Here is a 22,965-nt window from a genome sequence, read left to right as displayed (position 1 = left end):
TATTTTTAGCGCGCTAGTTGCATAGAGAAACCAAACGCCGATGCCAAAGTCGGAGCGAGGGGAACGTCATGCGGACTGCGCCAAACTCACAGGTACAACGAGAAGCAGCACAGCGCCCGGCCTCCGCCCCGACCGATCTTCAACGGATCGCCCAGCATATGACGCGGCTTGCGATCGCCGGCCTGCCACGCAACTACGAACTCCTGCACGAGGCGATCATCGGCCAGAACGCCGCTCTCGCACAGGACATCGCCGCGCTGGGACCGAGCCCACGGCAGGCCTCGCTCGATGAAATCGGCCTGAAGTATCGTCTCGTCAGCCATTGCGGTCTCGCAAGCGAGATTTCGCATGCGGAAACAAGCAGGATGCTGCGTGATGCGGCGGACCGACTTTCGGACAGCTTGCGCCAAAAGCAGGCCTTCCTGCGCGCAGCGGAAAGAACGCTTCAATCGATAGCGGGGAATGCCGACCAAAACCTTGGCGCGATCATGAGCGAGATGGAGTACCTGTCGACCTCTCTCTCCAACGTCTTGGCTTCCGAAAAGGATATCGAGGCCCGGCTGAAAAGCGACGTCGAACGCCTGGAGGCGATCGAGCTTGGCATCGCAGCGGCTCACTCAGCATCGGCAACGGATAAGCTGACCGGAATCCCCAATCGCATCGCCCTCAACAAAGCGATCGCCGATCTCTACGAGCGGGAGGAAGGTGCGGCCGGCAGCGCCCTCATCATGGTCGACGTTGACGACTTCAAGGCATTCAACAGCCGCTACGGTACACAGGTTGGAACGCGAGTGCTGAAGAAGCTTGCGGATCTCTTCCGAAAGTCGATCAAGAAGAACGATCTTGTTGCACGGATTGATGGCGACGAATTTGCTTTCCTGTTTGCCAATGTCGGCATGCAGGAGGCTCTGGCGATTGCCGATCGCCTTCGAGCCTCTGTGGAAGACCACATGACGTTCGCTGCATCCGATAACGCTGCCTCGGCCGGGCTTACGATTTCGCTCGGAATCGCCTTGAGCGCCGACGCAACGACGGCGTCGCAGTTGCAGGCAAATGCACGCGTTGCACTACACACCGCACAGTCAAATCGCCGGCAGCCCGTGCAAGCCTTCGGTCGCTGAGCCGCGGGCTCTTGCGCTGATCACGGCTTTCGGCCAAAACGCCGGCCATGATCACGATTTCCGATATCTCCGCACGTATTGCCGGCCGACTGCTTCTCGATCACGCCAGCGTTTCGCTGCCAGCGGGCACGAAGGCAGGTCTTGTCGGTCGGAACGGCGCGGGTAAATCCACGCTATTTCGAGTCATCACCGGCGATCTGGCCGCGGAGAGCGGCTCGGTCTCGATCCCGAAGAATACGCGGATCGGACAGGTCGCGCAGGAAGCACCAGGAACGGAAGACGCGCTGATCGAAATCGTGTTGGCCGCGGACAAGGAGCGCTCAGCGCTGCTGGCGGAGGCGGAAAGCGCCACCGATCCCCATCGCATCGCGGAAATCCAGATGCGGCTGGTGGATATCGATGCGCATTCCGCGGAAGCCCGTGCCGCCAGTATTCTGGCGGGCCTCGGCTTCGATCAGGAAGCGCAGTCGCGGTCGGCCTCCTCCTTTTCGGGCGGCTGGCGGATGCGTGTCGCTCTCGCTGCGGTTCTGTTCTCCGAGCCAGACCTGCTGCTTCTCGACGAGCCGACCAACTATCTCGACCTCGAAGGCACCTTGTGGCTCGAGGATTATGTACGTCGCTATCCGCACACGGTCATCATCATCAGCCACGACCGCGATCTCCTGAACAACGCGGTCAACGCGATCGTTCATCTCGACCAGAAGAAGCTGACTTTCTATCGCGGCGGCTACGATCAGTTCGAAAGGCAGAAGGCCGAAGCCGACGAGTTGCAGACGAAGGCGCGGGTGAAGAACGAGGCCGCGCGCAAACACCTGCAGAGCTTCATCGACCGCTTCAAGGCAAAGGCCTCCAAGGCACGCCAGGCACAGAGCCGCGTCAAGGCGCTGGAGCGCATGGGAACGGTAGCTGCCGTCATCGAGGACCACGTTCAGCCGATCACCTTCCCCGAGCCGGAAAAACAACCTGCCTCCCCCATCGTCGCCATCAGCGGCGGCGCAGTCGGCTACGAGCCCGGGAAGCCGATCTTGAAGGGCCTCAACCTGCGGATCGACAACGACGATCGCATCGCGTTGCTCGGTTCTAACGGCAACGGCAAATCCACGTTCGCCAAATTCATTTCCGGTCGCCTGTCCGCAGAGACGGGTGAAGTCAAGCTGGCCCCAAACCTGAAGATAGGCTTCTTCGCGCAGCATCAGCTCGACGATCTGATCCCCGACCAGTCACCGGTCGAGCATGTGCGCCGTCTGATGCTCGACGCGCCGGAAGCAAAGGTGCGGGCGCGTGTCGCCCAGATGGGCCTCGCGACGGAGAAGATGTCGACTGCGGCAAAGGATCTCTCCGGCGGCGAGAAGGCGCGCCTGCTGATGGGGCTGGCTGCCTTCCACGCGCCCAATCTCCTGATCCTCGACGAACCGACCAACCACCTCGACATCGACAGCCGCCGAGCGCTCATCGAGGCGCTGAACGATTACGAGGGCGCGGTCATCTTGATTTCGCACGACCGTCATCTTATCGAGGCGACCGTCGATCGGTTGTGGCTCGTCAACAAGGGCACCGTGACGACCTTCGAAGGCGATATGGATGAATACCGCGACCTCGTTGTCGCATCTGGCAAGAAGAAGGACGAGAAACCCCAGCTTGCGGAAGAGTCCGCCTCGAGGGCGGACCAGCGTAAGCTGAACGCCGAAAAGCGCGCTTCCCTTGCCCCGCTCAAGAAAAAGATCAACGAAATCGAATCCTTGACCGGCAAGTTGGAGAAACAGATTCAGGCGCTTGATGCGGAACTTGCGGATCCGCTGCTCTATGAAAAAGCGCCTGCGAAGGCGGCGGAGAAGGCCAAGCAGCGCGGTGAGGCTGCCGCAAAGCTTGCCGCCGCCGAGGAGCAGTGGCTCGAGCTCTCTTCAGAATACGAAGACGCTATGGCGGGATAGCCACAGCTCTTTGTTAAGGCTCGTTGGACCCCGCACTATTCAGTGCATTGCAAAGCGATCGAAACCGATCGTTAACCATAATCATAAAGGTTGTCTCAACATTCATTACTGATTTGTTGAGCCTTTTCATGCAGCGCGTCGCCTTCCTTTCCGGCCTCATCTTGAGCGTGGCCCTCGCCGGCTGCCAATCTGCCAGGCGGCCTGCGCCCGATACCACGATCAAAACCTCCTCAATTGTCGCGCCGGACTCGGAAACCGAAGGTAGCCCCCTCCAAATGTCTCGCGATAGTCTCCAGCATCACCTTGCCGGTCGAACGCTGACGGTCGCCTCCATCCATGATCTGCGCCTTGAGGACAAGGAAGTCATCCTCAGCTTCGACGACGGTCCGATCCCCGGCCGGACGGACCGCGTCCTTGCGACGCTGGATCAGTTCGGCGTCAAGGGCGCGTTCATGATGGTCGGCGAGATGGCGGAATTGCATCCGGAGCTTGCTCGCAGGGTCGCGATGGAAGGCAACGCGATCGGCAGCCACACCTACCGACACGAGAACCTGGCGGCGCTGACCTTCGACATGGCAATGAAGGAGATTAGCCGGGGCGAAGCCGCTGTCACCAGGGCGTCGGGAGTCGAGGTCAACTTCTTCCGCTTTCCATATCTTGCCGACAGCCACCAGCTTCGTGCCGCAGTTGCGATGCGCGATATGGTCGTGATGGATGTCGACGTGGACAGCAAGGATTACTTCAGCACATCGCCTGCCGCCGTGACCAAGCGGACGATGGACCTGCTGCACAGGCGGGGCCGTGGCATCATTCTCATGCACGACATCCACAATCGCACGGCGACCATGCTGCCGACACTGCTTTCAAGGCTCGAGGTCGAGGGGTATAAGGTTGTAACGCTGCAATTCAAGAAGCCGACTGCCCCCGCCGAGATGGCGTCTCTTTGATAGACCATCGACGCTTGCCCGCCAGCTTCTTTCTGCTAAAACAGGCGCAAAATAAGTCATACTTTTGAGCGAAACACCGAACGCGAGCCACCAGCATGTCACCTATCAACCTCGCCATCGTCGGCGTCGGCAAGATCGTCCGCGACCAGCACCTTCCTTCGATCGCCAAGAATTCCGACTTCAAGCTCGTAGCCACGGCAAGTCGTCACGGCACCGTCGAGGGCATCGAGAGTTTTACGACGATCGATGCGATGCTCGACGCCGTCCCTGACATCGATGCGGTTTCGCTCTGTATGCCGCCGCAGTATCGCTACGAAGCGGCACATAAGGCACTTTCGGCGGGCAAGCATGTGTTCCTCGAGAAGCCTCCGGGCGCCACCTTGAGCGAAGTGGCCGATCTCGAAAGCCTCGCTGCAAGCAAGGGCGTTTCGTTGTTTGCCAGCTGGCATTCGCGCTATGCGGCTGCTGTCGAGGCCACGAAGTCCTTCCTGGCTTCGACGACCATCAACAAGGTCCACGTCATCTGGAAGGAAGACGTTCGCCACTGGCATCCGAACCAGGACTGGATCTGGCAGGCCGGCGGTCTCGGCGTTTTCGATCCGGGCATCAACGCCCTGTCGATTGTCACTCACATTCTGCCGAAGGCGATCTTCCTGACCGGCGCAACACTTGAATTCCCGGAAAATCGCGACGCGCCGATCGCCGCTGATCTGCATTTCAAGAATGCCGATGGCGTGCCTGTTCACGGCGAATTCGACTGGCGACAGACGGGTAAGCAGAGCTGGGATATCCTTTCGGATACCGCGGCCGGCCACATGGAACTGGCAGAGGGCGGCTCCAAGCTCTCGATCAACGGCGAACTGAAGTTTTCCGCTCCCGAAGAGGAGTATCCGGCGCTCTACCGCCGATTCGCGGAAATCGTCAAAGCCGGCAAGTCGGATGTCGACCTCGCGCCGCTTCGGCACGTCGCCGATGCCTTCATGCTCGGCAAGCGCAAGTTCGTCGAGGCTTTCTACGATTGATTCAAGCACGCCGAACCTCGTGATATTGTGAAGTCTCACGGTCTTCAGGGAGGTTCGGCATGCGAGACGATCCGGCTTACGGCCTTGGCTTGAAGAATTTGACGGTTTCGCTCGCCGAGCCCAATGCGTTTTGGGAGCGAGCCTATGCCAGCGAAGCGCATGCCATCCGCCAAGCCCTCGGGGACGTGGCAATCGAGATTCAACATGTCGGCAGCACAGCCATTCCCGGCATCAAGGCAAAGCCGATCATCGACATCGCTGTCGGTGTCAAGCACCTCGACGACGGCCTGCGCTGCATCGACGCCATGGAAGCAATCGGCTATGACTATGCCGGTAACGACATTGTCCCCGACGACCACATTTTCGGTCGTGGCGTCAAGGATGAGAGCCGCACCCATCTGGTCCATGTCGTGGAGCATCGTGGCGATAACTGGAACCGCATGATCGCTTTTCGCGACGCCTTGCGCAGTGATATCCGGCTCGCACGCGCCTACGAGCAGCTCAAGGTTGGGTTGGCCAGCGAGCATGCGGAGAGGCGCGCGGAATATACCAAGGCAAAGCGGGACTTCATTGACAACGTCCTGATGGCTTCCGGCCTACGCTAGTTCAGGCCTTCTTCTCCCATCGACGCTCCGGCGTCTGCTGCCAGTATGTCAGGCTGTGCCCCTCGCCTTTGAGTTTCTTCCACTGCGCGCGGGCGGCCTCGAGCTGCTCCTGGTCATAACCATCGAACATGAAGACAATCCGCTGGTAAGAATCGACTGCGGGCGGCTCCGCGCCATCGACGATAAATCGCACCGTCGCAGCATTGGCGTTTCCTTCGGAGATCGTGAGGAGAACTGGCTGATTTGCCGCCATGTCCCCTTCGTCCGTGCCATGCGGCAAGAAACTATCTTCGCGAAATGTCCAGAGATGCTGATCGAGGAAATCGCGCCGCGCAGCATCCTTCACCTGCACGGAGACCCGCCAGCCGCGCTCGACGCTTTTTTCGAGCAGCGGCGGGAGGGCATCTTCTAGCTTCGATTCCGTGAGGTGATAGAACAGGACTTCCGTCATGACTCGTAGTTGGCGCGCACCAGCTCGTCGAGTAGCCGCACGCCGTAGCCAGATCCCCAGGACTGATTGATCTCATCCTGCGGCGAACCCATTGCGGTTCCCGCAATGTCGAGATGCGCCCAGGGCGTGTCTTGCACGAACCGCTTGAGAAAATGGGCCGCGGTAATCGAACCCGCGTGTCGACCGCCGGTGTTTTTCATGTCGGCAAACTTGCTGTCGATCATCTTGTCGTATTCCTTGCCTAGCGGCATGCGCCAGAGCTTTTCGCTGGTTTTCAGGCCAACGGCCGTCAGTTGGTCCGAGAGCTCGTCGTCGTTCGAGAACAGACCGGCATGGACATTGCCGAGTGCAACAAGAATGGCGCCCGTCAATGTCGCCAGGTTGATCATGAACTTCGGCTTGAATCGGTCGTTGCAATACCAGAGGGCATCACAGAGCACGAGCCTGCCCTCCGCATCCGTATTGATCACCTCGATCGTCTGGCCCGACATGGACGTAACGATATCACCGGGACGCTGCGCGTTTCCGTCGGGCATATTCTCGACCAGACCGATGATACCCACCACGTTCACGGCCGCCTTGCGGGCAGCGAGCACGTGCATGAGGCCGGTGACGGCTGCGGCGCCGCCCATGTCGCCCTTCATTTCCTCCATGCCCGCGGCGGGCTTGATCGAAATACCACCGGTGTCAAAGACGACGCCCTTGCCGATGAAGGCGATTGGGCTTTCATTGGACTTGCCGCCCTTCCATTGCATGACGGCCAAGCGCGGAGGCCTCACCGAGCCCTGCGCCACGCCCAACAGTGCGCCCATGCCAAGCTTCTGCATTTCCTTCTCGGTGAGGATTTCGACCTCGACACCGAGCTTTTCCAGTTCGCTTGCCTTGGCGGCGAACTCCACCGGCCCGAGGACGTTCGGCGGCTCGTTGACCAAATCGCGAGCCAGGTTGACGCCTGCGGCAATGGCTTCCGAAACCTTGAATGCCTTTGCCGCATCCGCCGCATTTGCCGTAACAATGGTCACCGCGACCTGCCCATTGCGGCCGTTGCTGTCCTCGTCCTTCTTCTTCGTCTTGTAGGTGTCGAAACTATAGGCGCGCAACAGCATACCAAGTGCAAAGTCCGCAGCCTCTTTCGCGCCAACGCAGACACCTGGCGCGTCGACGAAGATAACCACCTTTTCGGCCTTCTTGATCTTCGAGGCGGCGACGCCACCCGCCTTCAACCAATCGTGAGCAGTCAGTTCCTCCGGCTTGCCGAGGCCAACCACGAAGAGCCGCTCCGCTGCTGAACCTTCCGGAGCAACAAGATCCAATACGGTCATAGGCTTGGCGGAAAACGCTGCGATCTTTGCGGCCCTGGCGATCACGCCGGCGGGATCTGCGATCTTAGCCCCTGCGGCACGATCCGAACCGCTTGCCTGCAGCAGCACCGCATAGCCCCCGGCGATCTCGGCGGCCGTCACAAATGAAACATCGAACTTGGCTGACATATCTTCTCCAGTGGGATTTTCCTAAATCCGCTCCATCCGATCATTTCGAGTTTCACCCTCGAAGACAAGCCTCAGCCCAACGACATGGCTGCCGACCAGCCGTGAACGCGTTAATCGGATGTCATCTTCGCCGCATATTCCTCCCGTCGTATTGAGTCTACAGGAAACGCAAGATTGCTTACAGCATTAGGACTATCCAGCGGACGGGGACCTTGGCGTATTGCGGCATCGCATGGGACCGCTCCCGCCCGTAGATTTATTGGTCTACTCTGTCTCTGGTGGGGCCTCCTTGCCCTCTTCAACGTCTTTCCCGAGATCGATATCTACGCCTCCACGCACTTTTTTGTTCAGGAAATCTGTGCCAACGCAGCCATCGGGAAATTCTGTGGCCATTTCCCCTACCGGCAAGAGACCTATCTCGCACTCCTGCGAACTCTCTTCCTCCGGCTGCCGTATGCCATCGCTTTGATGATGCTATGGAGGCTTGCGGCGTGTTATTGGCACTATGAAGCCACCTTCAACGCCGTACGCGCCCGTGCCTTCAAGGTGGCGCTCGCCTCGCTGATCATCGGTCCAGTGATTTTGGTGAACTTCGTCCTCAAGGCATACTGGGGACGGCCACGGCCCTACCAGACATTGGATTTCGGCGGCCACCTCGACTTCGTACAGGCGGGCTCGATGGCTGGAAAGTGCATGGCGAACTGCTCGTTCATCTCAGGCGAAGCCGCTGGCGCAGGCTGGGTCTTCTGTCTCATTTTCCTGCTCCCGCAGCCGGCGCGTACAGCGCTTGCCTTGCCGCTCGCCGCCATCTCTTTCCTGGCGCCTGCGATGCGCGTTGCTTTCGGCGCGCATTATCTCTCGGACGTAGTCCTCGGATGGCTGTCGTCCGCCGTTATCTTTGCGGGCTTTCTTGCGCTCACCGATTCGCCACAGGGAAAAAAAATCTGAAATTTGAATGAATTTTCGACGCTGCCTTGTCGCAAAAGCGAACCAAAGAGCGTAGATGGATTTCGCTGCGCAGCGGCATCGGTTCGCAAATGGCGTTCAAGGGCATGAATGAAACTGCTTGAAACATATATACTCCGGCGCGTTGGCCAGATGTTTCTCGTTGCCCTGTTGCCGGTGCTCGCGATCATTTGGACGACTCAGGTCCTGCAGCGCGTCAATCTGGTGACTGATAGCGGCCAGTCGATGGGATCGTTCGCCAAGCTGGCGACACTGATCCTCCCTTCGATCATTCCGATCGTGCTACCCTTCGCAATTGTCATCGGCGTCACGCAGACACTGACGACCATGAACAATGATTCGGAACTGACCGTTATCGATGCGGCAGGCGCCAAGCGCGGGATCATCCTGCGACCGATTCTGATTCTTGCAGCGATCATCAGCGCCTTTTCTTTTTTCGTAGACAACGTTGTCGAGCCGAAGGCCAAGACCGGCGTTCGCCAGATGGTGGCCGCCGCCTACGCAGATCTGCTTTCCACGGTGATCGAAGAAAAGAACTTCCGCCGCATCGATACGGGTCTTTACGTCCAGATATCGGAGCGATTGGCCGGACGTGTGCTCAAGGGGCTGTTCGTCGTCGATGAGCGCGATCCTGCTTTCGAGCTCATCTACTATGCACGCGAGGGCGCCGTTGACGAGAAGGGTACGTCGCTCATCATGCATGACGGCGAGGTTCACCGCAAAACGCAGACTGGTGAAGTCTCCGTCATTCGTTTCGATTCCTACTCCTTCGACCTTTCCGACCTCACACAGAACCGCGGCCAGGCGACGCTGCGCGCCTCCGATCGCGAGCTGCCGTTCCTGTTCAGTCCAGATCCGAACGATAAGGACTACATCGCCAAACCAGGCGGTTACCGAGCCGAATTGCATCGGCGCCTGACGGATTGGGTTCTGCCGATGGTCTTTGCACTGATTTCGCTCGCGATTGCCGGCGATGCGCGTTCCCACCGTGAAGCCCGGCTGCATCCGATGGTGTCTGCACTCGTGTTCGCATTCGCAATTCGCTGGGCCTCGTTTTATGCCGCCAATCAGATCGACACGGATCCCGAGTATATCGGTGTGCTCTATTCGATTCCCGTGATTGCCAGCGTGCTCGCGATCGCGTCTCTGTCGCTTCACAAACGTCTATCGATTGTATCGATGGTCAGCGACCGGATCGCTGCGCTCTGGCAGAAACTGTTCAAGCGCTCAGCCGATCCGTCAGCGGGAGGCAGCGCATGATCTTCGGGACGCTCGGTCGCTACTTCTTCCGCCGCTACCTGCTGACGACAATGTGGTTCTTCCTTGGCGTGATCGGCATAGTCTATCTCGTCGATTTCAGCGAGACGGCGGGTCGCCTCTCGGGTCTTCCCGGCTATACCGTGACCGGCGGCCTGGTGATGACCGCCGTGCGCCTGCCGCTCATTTTGCAGCAGACTGTTCCCTTCATTGCGCTCTTCGTCGGCATGACGGTTCTGATTGCCCTCAATAGAAAATACGAACTAGTCGTGACGCGCGCCGCTGGCGTCTCGGTTTGGCAGTTCATGTCGCCGTTCCTTGCCGGCGCCTTTTTGCTCGGCGTTCTGGTTATGACCGTTCTCAATCCGCTGGCTGCGTGGGGGCAACGCCAGGCCGCCATCGTCGAAAGCAACTGGCGCGGAGAAGGCTCGGCTTCGAACACCGCCCCGCAGGTTCCGTGGATTCGCCAGATCAGCGGTGGCGACGATGCCGTCATAGGTGCGCACACGATTCTCGAGAACGGCACGCTGCTGATGGATGCAGTATTCGTGCATTTCGATTCGTCCGATCACATCATCCTGAGACAGGACGCCGCTTCGGCAAAATTGGAAGATGGTTACTGGCTTCTAAAGAATGTTGTGGAGCGTCGCCCAGGCGAAGTCGCTGTGCGCAAGGATGAGGTGCGAGTCCGCACCAATCTGAAACAAGATTTTGTCCAGCAGAGGCTCACAGCCCCTGAAACTGTTGGATTTTTTGACCTTTCGAGGCGAATTGACGCCGCGAAATCCTTCGGGATTCCGAGCAAGGCACTCGAGACCCAATTTCATTCGTTGTTGTCCCAACCACTGTTGCTCGTGGCCATGACTCTCATTGCTGCAACAGTGTCCCTAAAATTTAGCCGGTTCAACCAATCGAGGTCAGTGATTCTGGGTGGAATCCTTTCAGGCTTCGTGCTTTATGTGGTCACCGTGCTTGTAAAAGCATTCGGAAGCAGTGGGGTTGTCCCGCCTTTCGTGGCGACGTGGATTCCGGTCACCGTTGCCCTGGCTTTGGGTGCAACAATTCTGCTTCATCAGGAGGATGGCTAGTGGCGGCAGGCGACCGCAAGACTTTTAGTAAACAGTTGGTTGCCCTGCTCGTAGGCGCAGCTCTGTCTACCTATTCCAACGGCTTTCCTGCTGCCTTTGCACAGGATGCCCTGCAAGGTTTGAAGCCGACCGTTTCGGACGACCAGAAGCTGATTCTGTCTGCAAACGAGCTGATCTATAACAAGGACTCACAGATCGTTTCGGCCATTGGCGGCGTGCAGATAAATTACGCCGGCTACAAGATGGTGTCGCAGCGCGTCGAGTACAATCAGCAGACCAGACGCCTGATGGCGCTTGGAAACGTTGAACTGGTTGGCCCTGACGGCAATCGGATGTATGCCGACAAACTTGACGTCACCGACGACTTCGGAAACGGCTTCGTAAACGCGCTCAGAATTGAGACCGCCGACAATACGCGCCTGGTAGCCGAAACCGGTGAGCGCGTTGGCGGCACGCAAATGATCCTGAACAAGGGCGTTTATACCGCCTGTTTGCCGTGCGCGGAGAAGCCGGAGAAGCCACCCTTCTGGCAGGTCAAGGCCGAACGCGTCATTCAGGATGGCGTCAAGCATACGATTCGCCTCGAGAAGGCGCGCTTTGAGCTTCTTGGGCACCCGCTGGCCTACGTGCCGTGGATTGAAGTCCCGGACAACACCGTGAAGCGGAAGTCCGGTTTCCTATTCCCGAGTTTCGTTACCGCTCAGAATCTCGGTTTCGGGCTGTCGGTCCCCTACTACTACGTCATTTCGCCAAGCAGCGATGTCACGGTGACGGGTACTGGTTACACGACGCAAGGCTTCCTACTCGACGCTGAGTATCGTCAGAGGTACGAAAACGGCACGCACATTTTGCGGATGGCCGGCATTGATCAGGCTAGCCCTGGGACCTTCACGCCTGGCACCAGTGATGCTGAGAAGGACTTCCGCGGCGTCATTGCATCGAAAGGCGATTTCCAGATCAACCCACGCTGGGCGTTCGGCTGGGACGTCATGGTGCAGAGCGACAATAACTTTGCTCGTACCTATAGCCTTAAAGGTCTGGATTACTCGACAAAGACAAACCAGGTCTACCTGACGGGCCTCGGCAAACGGAATTACTTCGATCTGCGGTCGTTCTATTTTGACGTGCAGAACGCCGATCCGAACGATGTCGCCGAGAAGCAGCAGGCGATCGTCTATCCGGTGATGGACTATCACTTCGTTGCGCCGCAACCGCTCGCCGGGGGTGAACTTTCTGCCGATGTCAACCTCACGAACCTGTCACGCAACCACGACGATTTTTATAGTGTCGCGGGCTTTGATCGGTTCCGCGGTCTCGAAGGCCAGACGTCTCGCCTGACGGGCGAACTCGAATGGAAGCGGACGTTTGTCACGCCTGAGGGCTTCCTGATTACCCCGTTGCTCGCGGCTCGAGGCGACGCGTTGGCGTTGAACATGACGCCGCCGCCGACCTCTGGCACGGGGTTTGTCTATGACGGCAATTACGACGACGGCAACTCGGCGACGCGTTCGATGTTTACCGCCGGACTGGAAATGCGCTATCCGATCCTTGGGACCACCGCGAACAGCACGCACCTCTTCGAACCCATCGTTCAGATCTATGCTCGCCCTGACGAACGCCTTGCCGGCGCTCTTCCGAACGAAGACGCACAGAGCTTCGTTTTCGACGCGACCAATCTTTTCGAGCGTGACAAGTTCTCCGGTTACGACCGCATTGAAGGCGGCACGCGCGCCAATGTCGGCTTCCAGTACACCGGCACGTTTGATAATGGGTACAAGCTGCACGGGATTTTCGGTCAGTCGTACCAGCTGGGTGGTCAGAACTCATTCGACACAGCCGATCTGGTAAATGTCGGTGCAGATTCCGGTCTGGAAAGCGACGTGTCAGACTTCGTCGGTCTTGGCGGCATAGAAACGCCGCAGGGCATCGCGCTCGCCGCTTCCTATCGGCTTGACGAGAAGAGCTTGGCTTTCCGCCGAGGCGACCTGACTGCCGGTTTCCAGAACGACGATTTCCAAAGCCAGTTGATCTATACACACGTCTCGGCGCAGCCAGAGTATGGTTTTGCCGAAGACAACGATGAAATCCAGGCCAAGGGTTCCGTTAATTTCAAGGATTATTGGTCGGTGTTTGGCGGCATCGCGTGGGATCTTCAGGACAACAGTGTCGTTAGGAAGACGTTCGGCCTAACCTACGAGGACGAATGCACGATCTTTACGATCGCCTATAGCGAGAAGCGGGACACCACCGCAGAAACCGCTAGCGACTGGAGCATTGGTGCCAGGTTGACCTTCAGGACACTCGGCGACATCAACCTCGGTGGACCAGTAGATACCAGCACAACCATCTACCAGAATTGATGGGCAATACTGCAGACGGCGAAAGAAAGAGCCTTTCTTTCGCCGTAAGACTATGCAGGACATTGTCGCCAGTTGAGATCTACGGAATATGCTGAATTTTCAATTTAGAGCGGCAATGCCTGTTTGGTCTCGAGAAGGTATGCGCGCCGCGACGTGAATGCGCGGCGTCAATGGGAAGGGTCGATAGATGATTGGCGCAAGAAGAACCGTAACGACGATGATTGCCGGCGCGGCTTTCGTGATGCTGGCGGCTTTTGCCTCGCCTCAGACCGGCGCAGCTTTCGCCGCGAGCGAAGTCAAGGTGGTCGTCAACGGCACGGCAATTACCAGCGGTGATGTCGCCAAGCGTCAGGCGTTCCTTCGGTTGCAGCATCAGAAGGCCGACGCCAAGGCCGCCGAAGAGCAACTGATCGAGCAGACGCTGAAGCAGCAGGAAATCTCGCGCGTGCGCATGTCGGTTTCCACAGACGACGTCAATGCATCATTCGCGCGGTTTGCCACCGGCAACAAGCTGACGACAGACCAGATGACGCAGATTCTCGAGCGCGCCGGCGTCGGTGTCGCTCACTTCAAGGCCTTCATTGCCGTACAGATGAGCTGGCCGCGTCTCGTCAATGCCCGTTACGGCTCAAGCAATCGTATGTCGAACGCCGACCTTGTTGCGCGCATGATGGAGAACAAGCAGAAGCCAGAAACGACTGAGTATATTCTGCAGCAGATGATCTTCGTCGTTCCCGCCAGCAAGAAAGGCATCGTCGGCAAGCGCAAGAGCGAAGCCGAAGCATCCCGGTCGAAATATCCGGGTTGCGATCAGGCGAAGGTCTTCGCAGCAACGATGCGAGACGTATCGGTCCGCGACCTCGGTCGCGTTCTTGCGCCTGAACTTCCGGCTGAATGGAAGCCTCTTGTGGAACAGGCCAAGGGCAACACCACGGCGACGCGCGTGACTGATAGAGGTGTCGAATACATCGCAATCTGCAGCCAGCGCCAGGTGTCGGACGACCAGGCCGCAGAAATGGTGTTCCGCCAGGAGGACCTCGACAAGGCCAAGGCAGGCAAGAACGCGCCGCCGGAAAACCCGAACGCCCAGAAATACCTCGACGAGCTGCGCAAGAAGGCGCAGATCATGCGCCCCTGAGCATGATGTCGATCTCGTTCTCGCGCCCCCTTGCGCTCAGTCAGGGGGATCCGGCCGGCGTTGGCCCCGACATTACATTGTTGGCCTGGTTGCGGCGCAGGGAGCTTGGGCTCCCTCCGTTCGTGTTTATTGGCGACCCTGAGGTGTTGGCCTTACGTGCCAAGTTGCTCGGCCTGACAGTTGCCATTCGCGAGACCGATTGTGCCAATGCCGATGCCATTTTTGCCGATGCCCTCCCCGTGCTGCCCGTAGCTGCAGGCGTCGAGGTCGCGGCAGGCAAGCCCCACGTCGCAACAGCGAAGGCTACGGTTTCTGCGATCGAGACTGCCGTCGCGCTGACGATATCGGGCGAGGCGCTTGGCGTCGTCACCAATCCGATTGCGAAGTCGGTGCTCTACGAGTCCGGCTTCCCGTTCCCGGGACACACCGAATTTCTGGCAGATCTCTCCGCACGAGCAACGGGACAGACGGTGATGCCGGTGATGATGCTCGCCGGTCCGAAGCTCCGCGCCATTCCTGTGACAATCCACGTCCCCCTCAAGGACGTGCCTCAGTCTCTGACGGCAGAACTCATCATCGAGACCTGCCGGATCGCTGACGCCGATCTCCGACACCGTTTCGGCATTGAGCAGCCCCGGCTCGCGATTGCCGGACTCAATCCGCATGCTGGTGAAGACGGCACGATCGGAAAGGAAGATCAGGCTGTTATCAAGCCCGCCATCCAATTTCTGCGGTCCGAAGGCATCAATGCGATCGGGCCCCTGCCCGCTGATACGATGTTCCATGACGAAGCTCGGGCGCGCTACGACGTCGCAATCTGCATGTATCACGACCAGGCGCTGATACCCGCAAAGGCGCTTGGTTTCGACGATTCCGTTAACGTGACGCTTGGATTGCCCTTTGTGCGCACCTCGCCCGATCACGGGACTGCCTTCGGCATTGCCGGTAAGGGGCTTGCCCGCGAAGGCAGCCTTGTCGCGGCCCTGAAGCTGGCCGGCCACCTTGGACGTACCACCGAAGGGCGCATTTGATGGCTGCCTTGGACGGGCTTCCGCCCCTTCGCGACGTCATTCAACGCCATGGCCTCGATGCACGTAAGGCGCTCGGCCAGAACTTCCTGCTCGACCTAAATCTGACCCAGAAGGTCGCGCGAACGGCTGGCTCGCTCGAAGGCGTTACCGTCTTTGAAGTTGGCCCCGGTCCGGGTGGCCTGACGCGCGCCATACTGGCGCTTGGCGCGAAGAAGGTGATCGCCGTCGAACGCGATTCCCGTTGTCTGCCTGCACTTGCCGAGATTGCGGACCACTATCCGGGACGGCTCGAGGTCATCGAAGGCGACGCGTTGAAGACGGATTTCGAGGCCGTTGCTCCGGGAACCCCGGTGAAAATCATTGCGAACCTGCCCTACAACGTCGGCACACAGTTGCTGGTCAATTGGATCTTGCCGAAGCAGTGGCCACCCTTCTGGGAGTCGCTGACGCTGATGTTCCAGAAGGAGGTCGGCGAGCGCATCGTGGCGACCGAAGACGACGACCACTATGGACGGCTCGGCGTGCTCTGCGGATGGCGTACGAATGCGCGTATGGCGTTTGACGTCCCACCCCAGGCTTTCACGCCTCCCCCGAAGGTCACATCTACAGTCGTCCACCTGACACCGAACGAGAGCCCGATCCCCTGCTCTGTCGCCAACTTGGAGAGGATCACGCACGCCGCCTTCGGGCAGCGCCGCAAAATGCTGCGGCAAAGCCTCAAGCCCCTCGGAGGCGAGGCCTTGTTGAACAAGGCTGACATCGATCCGCAGCGACGCGCTGAAACGCTTTCGGTCGCCGAGTTTGTTCGCCTAGCGAATTGCCTCTAGTCTGCCGCCGCTTGGAGCTATAGGCCGGGTCACGCGAGATGTTGACATGGCCGGCACCGAGCTAGCGTTGGGGCCGCTCGCAAATATCACTGGATCGAACTTGATGGCTTAAAGCTTCGGCTCTTCGGTCAGCAGCCCATTGACGAAATCGAACAAGCCGTGGCGCCGGTCGCGACGGACGCGTTCGGCATTGACGATGCAGCTGACGTTGCGAAACGCCTCGTCAAGATCGTCGTTGACGATGACATAGTCATATTCGCGCCAACGCTCGATCTCGGCGCGAGAATTAAGGAGACGCGTGCGAATGACCTCTTCCGAGTCTTCTGCCCGACGATGCAGGCGCGACTGCAGTTCGGTCATGGTGGGCGGCAGCACGAATATCGAGACAATATCGGCCTTCATCTTGTCCTGAAGCTGCAAAGCGCCCTGCCAGTCGATATCGAACAGCATGTCGCGACCTTCGGCCATTGCAGCTTCCACGGGCTCGCGCGGCGTGCCGTAGAAATTGCCGTGCACCTCCGCCCACTCGAGCAGATCGCCCGCGTCGCGCATCCTCTCGAACTGGGGCACAGTGATGAAGTGGTAGTGCTTGCCGGCGATTTCACTCGGTCGCTTGGCTCTCGTCGTAACGCTGATAGAGATTTCGAGACTATGGTCGTCCCGGAGGAGGTTGCCGGCAATCGTCGACTTGCCTGCCCCGGACGGCGAAGACAGAACAAGCATCAGCCCGCGCCGGGCGATCTTCGTTGGTGTGCTCGACTGGGCCGGGTTCATAATTCACTCCAGATTCTGGACCTGCTCGCGGAACTGGTCGATAACGACTTTCAGCTCGATCCCGGCGGCCGTGACAGCCGCGGCATTCGACTTGGAGCAGATGGTATTCGATTCTCGGTTAAATTCCTGTGCAAGGAAATCGAGCTTGCGCCCGACCGGCCCGCCTTTGCCGAGCAGGTCTCGGGCAGCAACCACATGTGCCTTCAGGCGATCGATCTCCTCACGAAGATCGGCTCTCGTGGCGAGCAGCGCCGCTTCGACGTGCAGCCTCTCGCGATCGAGCTTTGCCGACGCCTCCAGAAGCAAGGACACTTGGGCCGCCAACCGCTCGGCAATCTCCTTGGGGGAACGGGAGGGGTCACGCTCGATCGTCAGCGTCAGTGCTTCCATCGTCGAAACGTGATCCAGAAGCACGCGCGACAACGCGGCGCCTTCCAGTTCGCGCATGTGCCGCAACTCGGCAAGAGCGGCAAGCAGCCCTTCGACGACGTCTTTGTCGCGGGCTGCGATGGCCTCGTCGCCATCTTCGGTCTCGCGAAACTCGACAATACCTCTGATGCCCAGCAGTGTATCCAACTGCAGTGGCGTGGGATCGATTATGCCACCAAGCTGGTCGCGCAAGGATAACACAGCCGAAAGCGCTTCCTGATTCAGCACCGTCTCGACGCGGCTCTCGCCGGCAGACAACGACAGCGACGCCTGCATGTTGCCCCGGCTGAAGTGCTCAGCGGCAAGACGACGGACGTCATTCTCCATGCGCTCCAGCCCGGGTGGAAGGCGCAAACGCAGATCCAAACCCTTGCCGTTAACCGAACGCAGTTCCCAGGCCCAACGCCAGCGGCCGCTGGTGCCCTCACGCCGCGCAAAACCGGTCATGGACTGCAAAGCCATGTGAGCCTCCAAAATCAGTTGGTCTTCTTTTTCTTTTGGGCAGCAGGCGCAGCGGGCGTTTCCGGCTGCGTCTGGCTCTCCGGCTGTCCGTCGACCGCAATATTGGGGTCGGCTCCCTTCGCAGCTTCCAGTTGGCGCCAACGCTTGACGTTGGCGTTATGGTCTTCAAGGGTGGCCGCGAAAACATGACCGCCGGAACCATCAGCAACGAAGTAGAGATCCTGCGTCTTCCACGGATTGGCGACAGCCTCTAGCGCATCTCGGCCTGGATTGGCGATTGGCGTCGGCGGAAGGCCCTTGATCACATAGGTGTTGTAGGGCGTTTCCTTCTTGAGGTCCGATTGATAGATCGGACGATCCGCCGGCTTTCCGTCGCCGCCAAACAGCCCGTAGATGATCGTCGGATCGGACTGCAGCCGCATCCCCTTGCCCAGCCTGTTGAGGAAGACGGAGGCAACATGGGCGCGCTCGTCGGGAACACCGGTTTCCTTTTCGACGATCGAAGCAAGGACGACCAGTTCGTCCTTTGACTTGAGCTGCAGCGACGGATCGCGCTTGTCCCAAACCTGATCGACAAGCTTCTGCTGGGCCGCCGCCATCTGCTCAATGATCTCCGCCCGCTTCGTTCCACGGGAGAACTTGTAGGTATCGGGACGCAGGCTTCCCTCTGCAGGGACCACGGCCGGCAGGTCGCCTTCCAACACGGCGTCCTCGTTCAGACGATTGAACATCTGGCGGACGGTAAGGCCCTCAGGGAACGCGACAGAGTACAGAATCGACTTACCGGATTTCAGCAATTCCATGATGTCGTTCATGGAAGCATGTGCCTTGATCTCGTATTCACCCGCCTTGAGGCTCTCGCCATCATCGAGATGCGTTGCAGTGAGGTAACGGAAGATACGGGCGTCCGACACGATGTTGTTGCGCTCAAGACTTGCGGCAATCTCGGCCACGCCAGCGCCGTTTCGCACGATGAAATTCGTGTTCGTCTCCAGCGGACCAGGGTTCTGGTATGTCGAGATCGCGTAGTAGAAGAGGAAGACGGCGGCTGCGCAACCGAGGACGACAAGCGTCATCAGGAAATTCAGGAAGATAATAACCTGGCTGCGCGCTTTCTTCGAGCGCTTCGGCGGTTCGGGCACGCGCTCGGGCCGAAGCGCCTCGCTTGGCGACTTGGGAATGATCGGCCCACTCTGCGTCTGCTGGCTCTCCTCGCCGATCGTCCCGTTGTTCTGGTTCGTATCGTTCACCGGCAATCCTCTAAACTTGGCCTCAAGTCCCGCTTCTTGCTAAGCAATGCGGCAAAATGCAGGTGGGGCCGCGCCGCGCAAGGTGCAGCCCCACCGCCAGAACGTCAACGCCTGAAACTCAGGCGACGTAGCGGCGCAGCACCAGCGAGGCATTCGTGCCGCCGAATCCGAAGGAATTCGACAGGGCGACGTTGATTTCCCGCTGCCGCGCCTGGTGCGGGACGAGGTCGATCGCGGTCTCGCGCTCCGGATTGTCGAGGTTGAGCGTTGGAGGCGCAACATTGTCCCGGATCGCAAGCGTTGCGAAGATCGCCTCGATTGCGCCGGCGGCACCGAGAAGATGGCCGGTCGCAGACTTCGTCGACGACATCGAGATCTTGGAGGCCGCATTGCCAACCAGACGCTCGACCGCGCCGAGTTCGATCGTGTCGGCCATCGTCGACGTGCCGTGCGCGTTGATGTAGTCGATATCGGCAGGCGTCAAGCCGGCTCGCTTCAATGCCATCGTCATACAGCGCTGCGCGCCTTCGCCGTCCTCGGACGGGGCCGTGATGTGATAGGCATCGCCCGAGAGACCGTAGCCGACCACTTCGGCATAGATCTTGGCGCCGCGTGCCTTGGCGTGTTCCAATTCTTCGAGAACGACAATGCCGGCACCTTCGCCCATGACGAAACCGTCACGATCCTTGTCGTAGGGGCGCGACGCCTTGGTCGGATCGTCGTTATGCTGGGTGGAGAGCGCCTTGCAAGCGGCAAAGCCGGCCAGCGAGATGCGGCTGACCGGGGATTCGGTGCCGCCGGCAACCATGACGTCGGCATCGCCGAATGCGATGAGACGGGCAGCGTCGCCGATCGCGTGAGCGCCGGTCGAGCATGCGGTGACCACCGAGTGGTTCGGACCGCGCAGCTTGTGGCGGATCGATACCTGACCGGATACGAGGTTGATCAGGCGGCCGGGAATGAAGAACGGCGAAATGCGGCGTGGGCCCTTGTCGCGGAGCGTATAGCCCGCTTCGACAATGCCTTCGATGCCGCCGATGCCGGAGCCGATCAGGACGCCGGTCGCAATCTGGTCCTCGTCGCTCTCCGGATGCCAGTTCGCATCATCAAGCGCCATGTGGGCGGCTGCCATGCCGTAGATGATAAACGGATCGACCTTGCGCTGTTCCTTGGGTTCCATCCAGTCGTCGGCGTTGAAAGTGCCGTCGCTACCGTCGCCAACCGGAATGCGGCAAGCAATTTTTGCGGGAAGGTCGTCGACTTCGAACTCAGTGACCAGACGGGCGCCGTTCTGACCCGCAAGCAAGCGGGACCACGTCAATTCCGTTCCGCATCCCAAAGGCGATACCATGCCGGTACCTGTTATTACGACCCGTCTCATCGACTGCATTCCCCCGCCTTTTTTGTTATTGGAGAACCATGCCAAAAATGAAAAGGGCGGACTCCGGGTCCGCCCTTTTCAAATGCTCAGGATTAAGCCTGGGCCTTTTCGATAAACTTCACGGCATCGCCAACCGTCAGGATCGAGTCAGCGGCATCGTCCGGAATTTCAACGCCGAATTCTTCTTCGAACGCCATGACCAATTCGACGGTGTCGAGCGAGTCAGCGCCCAGATCGTCGATAAAGCTTGCGCCTTCGACAACCTTGTCGGCATCGACGCCAAGATGATCAATAACAATTTTCTTTACGCGTTCTGCGATATCGCTCATGTCGGTTTCCTCGACCTTATGTCTGATCAGAATGCCTTGTGACATCCCTACCCTGTTTCAGCCTGCGGCGCCCCTTAAAGCCACCCTCGGCAAACTCTTTGAACCCGGCTACCAGAAATGTCCCAGGCTTGCACAAAAGCCCGCCGGTCCGTCTGCTTTCTCGGGAGACTGTTCACAGTCATGGCCCGCTTAACACGGTTTAAGTCTGCCGCAAAGCCAGAAAATCAACCCCACCGGGTTGGTCAACACGCTATTGCGGCCAAAACCGCCTCGAAAGGCAGTTTACCGTTTCAGATCATGGCCATGCCGCCGTTTACGTGCAGCGTCTGGCCTGTCATATAAGCGGCTTCCGATGAGGCAAGATAGGCGACCGCGGAAGCAACTTCCGCACCGGTGCCCATGCGCTTCATCGGGATCGCTCCCATGATCGCTTCCTTCTGCTTGTCGTTCAGCTTGCCGGTCATGGCGGATTCGATGAAGCCCGGTGCCACGCAGTTGACCGTGACGTTGCGGGTTGCAATCTCCTGAGCCAGCGACTTCGTGAAGCCGATCATGCCCGCCTTGGAGGCGCAGTAGTTCGCCTGGCCGGGATTGCCGGTGACGCCGACGACCGAGGTGATGTTGATGATGCGGCCATAACGGCGGCGCATCATCGGATGCGTCAGCTCGCGCGTGAGACGGAACATTGCGGTGAGGTTCACCTCAATGACGTTATCCCAATCTTCGTCGCTCATGCGGACGAACAGGCCGTCCTTGGTGATGCCGGCATTGTTGACGAGGATGTCGACGCCTTCGAGATCGGCCTCGGCCTTGGCGCCGAGCGCCTTGACTTCGTCGCGGTCAGCAAGGTTCGCCGGGAAAATCTTGACGCGATCGCCGAGATCGTTGGCGAGCGCCTCAAGCTTCTCGACGCGGGTGCCGTGCAGGCCGACAATCGCGCCCTGCCTATGCAGAATGCGGGCGATTTCTTCACCGATACCGCCGGACGCGCCGGTGACCAGAGCCTTGCGGCCGGAAAGATCGAGCATGGAAGTGTTCCTTGTATTCGTTAAATCAATCAGGCCATCAGGGCGGCAACCGCTGCGTCGATATCGACGGGCGTGTTGACCGCGATGCCATTCACCGTCTTGTCGATGCGGCGCGCAAGGCCGGTCAAAACCTTACCGGACCCGAGCTCATAAAGTGTTGTTGCGCCATTGGCCGCAAACCATTCGACCGTCTCGCGCCAGCGGACCTGGCCCGTCACCTGCTCCACCAACAGCTTGGCAATCTCGTCGGCGTCGGTCACCGGCGCAGCGCGCACGTTTGCGATAAGAGGCACGACCGGGCTGGACTTCTTTACGCCGGCCAGAGCTTCGCGCATCGCTTCGGCAGCAGGCGCCATCAGCGAGGAATGGAAGGGAGCGGAGACCGGGAGCAGGATCGCGCGCTTGGCGCCCTTCTCAGTCGCGATCGCGGCACCCTTTTCGACAGCCGCCTTCTCACCTGAAATGACGATCTGGCCGCCGCCGTTGTCGTTGGCGATCTGGCAGGATCCGACGGCAGAGGCTTCCTCGCAGACAGCGACGACGTCAGCATGTTCAAGGCCGATGATTGCAGCCATGGCGCCAACGCCGACCGGCACGGCAGCCTGCATGGCATTGCCACGAATGCGAAGCAGGCGCGCGGTGTCGGCAAGCGAGAAGGTGCCTGCGGCGCAAAGCGCGGAGTATTCGCCGAGCGAATGGCCGGCGACGTAGGAGACTTTCGCCTTCAGGTCGACGCCCTTGGCTTCGAGGACACGGACAACCGCCATCGAGACCGCCATCAGAGCCGGCTGCGCATTGGCCGTCAGCGTAAGGGTGTCTTCCGGTCCGTTAAACATCGTCTCGGACAACTTTTCGCCCAGCGCTTCGTCGACTTCTTGGAAGACGGCGCGTGCCTCGGCGAAGTTTTCGGCGAGATCCTTGCCCATGCCGACAGCCTGGCTGCCCTGACCCGGAAATGTGAATGCGATGGTCATCCTACGTCCTTTGCAAACGGACCTCTGGTTATTTCGCCTCCAATTGACATTCTTTCCTGCAGAGTCAAGTGCCGGAGGCCCGCGTTCCAAGGCTTTTGCGCGTG

At 59.3% G+C, this 22,965-nt stretch carries 21 protein-coding genes; 12 read left to right on the top strand and 9 right to left on the bottom strand.

Translation table 11 applies throughout. The annotated features are described in order from the left end of the window. Positions 1-68 precede the first annotated feature (68 nt). The 5 genes from RGCCGE502_RS06910 to RGCCGE502_RS06890 all read left to right on the top strand — a co-directional run bounded on the left by RGCCGE502_RS06910 (position 69) and on the right by RGCCGE502_RS06890 (position 5,626). On the top strand, positions 69-1,121 hold the full coding sequence (locus RGCCGE502_RS06910) for a GGDEF domain-containing protein (RefSeq protein WP_016553455.1): 1,053 nt from the start codon (positions 69-71) through the stop codon (positions 1,119-1,121). Between the two features lie 47 nt (positions 1,122-1,168). Then, on the top strand, positions 1,169-3,052 hold the full coding sequence (locus RGCCGE502_RS06905; protein WP_016553454.1) for an ABC-F family ATP-binding cassette domain-containing protein: 1,884 nt from the start codon (positions 1,169-1,171) through the stop codon (positions 3,050-3,052). 128 nt (positions 3,053-3,180) lie between these two features. Further along, positions 3,181-3,999 carry a polysaccharide deacetylase family protein gene (locus tag RGCCGE502_RS06900; protein WP_016553453.1) on the top strand — a complete coding sequence of 273 codons (819 nt, stop codon included), beginning with the start codon at positions 3,181-3,183 and terminating at the stop codon, positions 3,997-3,999. Between the two features lie 95 nt (positions 4,000-4,094). Continuing rightward, a complete protein-coding gene (locus RGCCGE502_RS06895) occupies positions 4,095-5,021 on the top strand; it encodes a Gfo/Idh/MocA family protein (protein WP_016553452.1) in 927 nt (308 codons plus the stop codon). A gap of 59 nt (positions 5,022-5,080) precedes the next feature. Further along, a complete protein-coding gene (locus RGCCGE502_RS06890; protein WP_016553451.1) occupies positions 5,081-5,626 on the top strand; it encodes a GrpB family protein in 546 nt (181 codons plus the stop codon). Between the two features lies 1 nt (position 5,627). Here RGCCGE502_RS06890 and RGCCGE502_RS06885 read toward each other — a convergent pair whose 3' ends face one another. Together RGCCGE502_RS06885 and RGCCGE502_RS06880 are read right to left on the bottom strand one after the other, a co-directional pair. Then, positions 5,628-6,077, bottom strand: coding sequence for a DNA polymerase III subunit chi (locus RGCCGE502_RS06885; protein ID WP_016553450.1), 450 nt, complete (start codon positions 6,075-6,077; stop codon positions 5,628-5,630). Next, positions 6,074-7,567, bottom strand: a complete 1,494-nt coding sequence (locus RGCCGE502_RS06880) for a leucyl aminopeptidase (RefSeq protein WP_016553449.1) — start codon at positions 7,565-7,567, stop codon at positions 6,074-6,076. Before RGCCGE502_RS06880 ends, RGCCGE502_RS06885 begins: the two co-directional genes overlap by 4 nt. 219 nt (positions 7,568-7,786) lie before the next feature. On the opposite strand from RGCCGE502_RS06880, the gene RGCCGE502_RS06875 reads away from it, so the two are divergent. The 7 genes from RGCCGE502_RS06875 (at position 7,787) to rsmA (ending at position 16,234) form a co-directional block, all read left to right on the top strand. Next, complete coding sequence (locus tag RGCCGE502_RS06875) at positions 7,787-8,515, top strand: phosphatase PAP2 family protein (RefSeq protein ID WP_051158668.1); 729 nt, start codon at positions 7,787-7,789, stop codon at positions 8,513-8,515. Positions 8,516-8,623: 108 nt separating this feature from the next. Beyond that, positions 8,624-9,793: an LptF/LptG family permease gene (locus RGCCGE502_RS06870; protein ID WP_016553447.1), complete on the top strand. Its 1,170-nt coding sequence runs from the start codon at positions 8,624-8,626 to the stop codon at positions 9,791-9,793. Further along, positions 9,790-10,878: an LPS export ABC transporter permease LptG gene (gene lptG, locus RGCCGE502_RS06865; RefSeq protein WP_016553446.1), complete on the top strand. Its 1,089-nt coding sequence runs from the start codon at positions 9,790-9,792 to the stop codon at positions 10,876-10,878. Before RGCCGE502_RS06870 ends, lptG begins: the two co-directional genes overlap by 4 nt. Continuing rightward, the gene (locus RGCCGE502_RS06860) at positions 10,878-13,238 is read left to right on the top strand and encodes an LPS-assembly protein LptD (protein WP_016553445.1); all 2,361 of its coding nucleotides are present in this window, start codon (positions 10,878-10,880) and stop codon (positions 13,236-13,238) included. The genes lptG and RGCCGE502_RS06860 overlap by 1 nt, the downstream gene beginning before the upstream one ends. Positions 13,239-13,425: 187 nt before the next feature. Further along, positions 13,426-14,376 carry a SurA N-terminal domain-containing protein gene (locus RGCCGE502_RS06855; protein WP_019279749.1) on the top strand — a complete coding sequence of 317 codons (951 nt, stop codon included), beginning with the start codon at positions 13,426-13,428 and terminating at the stop codon, positions 14,374-14,376. 5 nt (positions 14,377-14,381) lie between these two features. After that, a complete protein-coding gene (gene pdxA / locus RGCCGE502_RS06850) occupies positions 14,382-15,407 on the top strand; it encodes a 4-hydroxythreonine-4-phosphate dehydrogenase PdxA (RefSeq protein ID WP_016553443.1) in 1,026 nt (341 codons plus the stop codon). Then, positions 15,407-16,234, top strand: coding sequence for a 16S rRNA (adenine(1518)-N(6)/adenine(1519)-N(6))-dimethyltransferase RsmA (gene rsmA / locus RGCCGE502_RS06845; protein ID WP_016553442.1), 828 nt, complete (start codon positions 15,407-15,409; stop codon positions 16,232-16,234). The genes pdxA and rsmA overlap by 1 nt, the downstream gene beginning before the upstream one ends. A 108-nt stretch (positions 16,235-16,342) precedes the next feature. Here the strand turns inward: rsmA and gmk are convergent, their stop codons facing one another. The 7 genes from gmk to fabD all read right to left on the bottom strand — a co-directional run bounded on the left by gmk (position 16,343) and on the right by fabD (position 22,861). Beyond that, on the bottom strand, positions 16,343-17,008 hold the full coding sequence (gene gmk, locus RGCCGE502_RS06840; protein WP_016553441.1) for a guanylate kinase: 666 nt from the start codon (positions 17,006-17,008) through the stop codon (positions 16,343-16,345). Between the two features lie 3 nt (positions 17,009-17,011). Next, the gene (locus RGCCGE502_RS06835) at positions 17,012-17,899 is read right to left on the bottom strand and encodes a YicC/YloC family endoribonuclease (protein WP_016553440.1); all 888 of its coding nucleotides are present in this window, start codon (positions 17,897-17,899) and stop codon (positions 17,012-17,014) included. A 14-nt stretch (positions 17,900-17,913) separates the two neighbouring features. Further along, positions 17,914-19,155: an endolytic transglycosylase MltG gene (gene mltG / locus RGCCGE502_RS06830; RefSeq protein ID WP_210296582.1), complete on the bottom strand. Its 1,242-nt coding sequence runs from the start codon at positions 19,153-19,155 to the stop codon at positions 17,914-17,916. A 112-nt stretch (positions 19,156-19,267) separates the two neighbouring features. Next, complete coding sequence (fabF, locus tag RGCCGE502_RS06825; RefSeq protein WP_016553438.1) at positions 19,268-20,530, bottom strand: beta-ketoacyl-ACP synthase II; 1,263 nt, start codon at positions 20,528-20,530, stop codon at positions 19,268-19,270. A gap of 92 nt (positions 20,531-20,622) precedes the next feature. Then, complete coding sequence (locus RGCCGE502_RS06820; RefSeq protein ID WP_003502080.1) at positions 20,623-20,859, bottom strand: acyl carrier protein; 237 nt, start codon at positions 20,857-20,859, stop codon at positions 20,623-20,625. Positions 20,860-21,149: 290 nt separating this feature from the next. Beyond that, entirely contained in the window at positions 21,150-21,887 is a 738-nt protein-coding gene (gene fabG / locus RGCCGE502_RS06815) for a 3-oxoacyl-[acyl-carrier-protein] reductase (RefSeq protein ID WP_016553437.1), read from the bottom strand. A gap of 29 nt (positions 21,888-21,916) precedes the next feature. Further along, complete coding sequence (gene fabD, locus RGCCGE502_RS06810; RefSeq protein ID WP_016553436.1) at positions 21,917-22,861, bottom strand: ACP S-malonyltransferase; 945 nt, start codon at positions 22,859-22,861, stop codon at positions 21,917-21,919. Positions 22,862-22,965 lie beyond the last annotated feature (104 nt).

It is taken from the genome of Rhizobium grahamii CCGE 502, from assembly GCF_000298315.2.
Classification (GTDB): domain Bacteria; phylum Pseudomonadota; class Alphaproteobacteria; order Rhizobiales; family Rhizobiaceae; genus Rhizobium; species Rhizobium grahamii.
The sequence above is the reverse complement of the archived record's forward strand: the minus strand, read 5'-3'. Positions and strand labels throughout refer to the sequence as shown.

Bases quoted from the DNA above. Each gene is read 5' to 3' on its own strand.
- RGCCGE502_RS06910 (WP_016553455.1), top strand. From the start codon at position 69: ATGCGGACTGCGCCAAACTCACAGGTACAACGAGAAGCAGCACAGCGC.
- RGCCGE502_RS06905 (WP_016553454.1), top strand. From the start codon at position 1,169: ATGATCACGATTTCCGATATCTCCGCACGTATTGCCGGCCGACTGCTT.
- RGCCGE502_RS06900 (WP_016553453.1), top strand. From the start codon at position 3,181: ATGCAGCGCGTCGCCTTCCTTTCCGGCCTCATCTTGAGCGTGGCCCTC.
- RGCCGE502_RS06895 (WP_016553452.1), top strand. From the start codon at position 4,095: ATGTCACCTATCAACCTCGCCATCGTCGGCGTCGGCAAGATCGTCCGC.
- RGCCGE502_RS06890 (WP_016553451.1), top strand. From the start codon at position 5,081: ATGCGAGACGATCCGGCTTACGGCCTTGGCTTGAAGAATTTGACGGTT.
- RGCCGE502_RS06885 (WP_016553450.1), bottom strand. From the start codon at position 6,077: ATGACGGAAGTCCTGTTCTATCACCTCACGGAATCGAAGCTAGAAGAT.
- RGCCGE502_RS06880 (WP_016553449.1), bottom strand. From the start codon at position 7,567: ATGTCAGCCAAGTTCGATGTTTCATTTGTGACGGCCGCCGAGATCGCC.
- RGCCGE502_RS06870 (WP_016553447.1), top strand. From the start codon at position 8,624: ATGAAACTGCTTGAAACATATATACTCCGGCGCGTTGGCCAGATGTTT.
- lptG (WP_016553446.1), top strand. From the start codon at position 9,790: ATGATCTTCGGGACGCTCGGTCGCTACTTCTTCCGCCGCTACCTGCTG.
- RGCCGE502_RS06855 (WP_019279749.1), top strand. From the start codon at position 13,426: ATGATTGGCGCAAGAAGAACCGTAACGACGATGATTGCCGGCGCGGCT.
- pdxA (WP_016553443.1), top strand. From the start codon at position 14,382: ATGTCGATCTCGTTCTCGCGCCCCCTTGCGCTCAGTCAGGGGGATCCG.
- rsmA (WP_016553442.1), top strand. From the start codon at position 15,407: ATGGCTGCCTTGGACGGGCTTCCGCCCCTTCGCGACGTCATTCAACGC.
- gmk (WP_016553441.1), bottom strand. From the start codon at position 17,008: ATGAACCCGGCCCAGTCGAGCACACCAACGAAGATCGCCCGGCGCGGG.
- RGCCGE502_RS06835 (WP_016553440.1), bottom strand. From the start codon at position 17,899: ATGGCTTTGCAGTCCATGACCGGTTTTGCGCGGCGTGAGGGCACCAGC.
- fabF (WP_016553438.1), bottom strand. From the start codon at position 20,530: ATGAGACGGGTCGTAATAACAGGTACCGGCATGGTATCGCCTTTGGGA.
- RGCCGE502_RS06820 (WP_003502080.1), bottom strand. From the start codon at position 20,859: ATGAGCGATATCGCAGAACGCGTAAAGAAAATTGTTATTGATCATCTT.
- fabG (WP_016553437.1), bottom strand. From the start codon at position 21,887: ATGCTCGATCTTTCCGGCCGCAAGGCTCTGGTCACCGGCGCGTCCGGC.
- fabD (WP_016553436.1), bottom strand. From the start codon at position 22,861: ATGACCATCGCATTCACATTTCCGGGTCAGGGCAGCCAGGCTGTCGGC.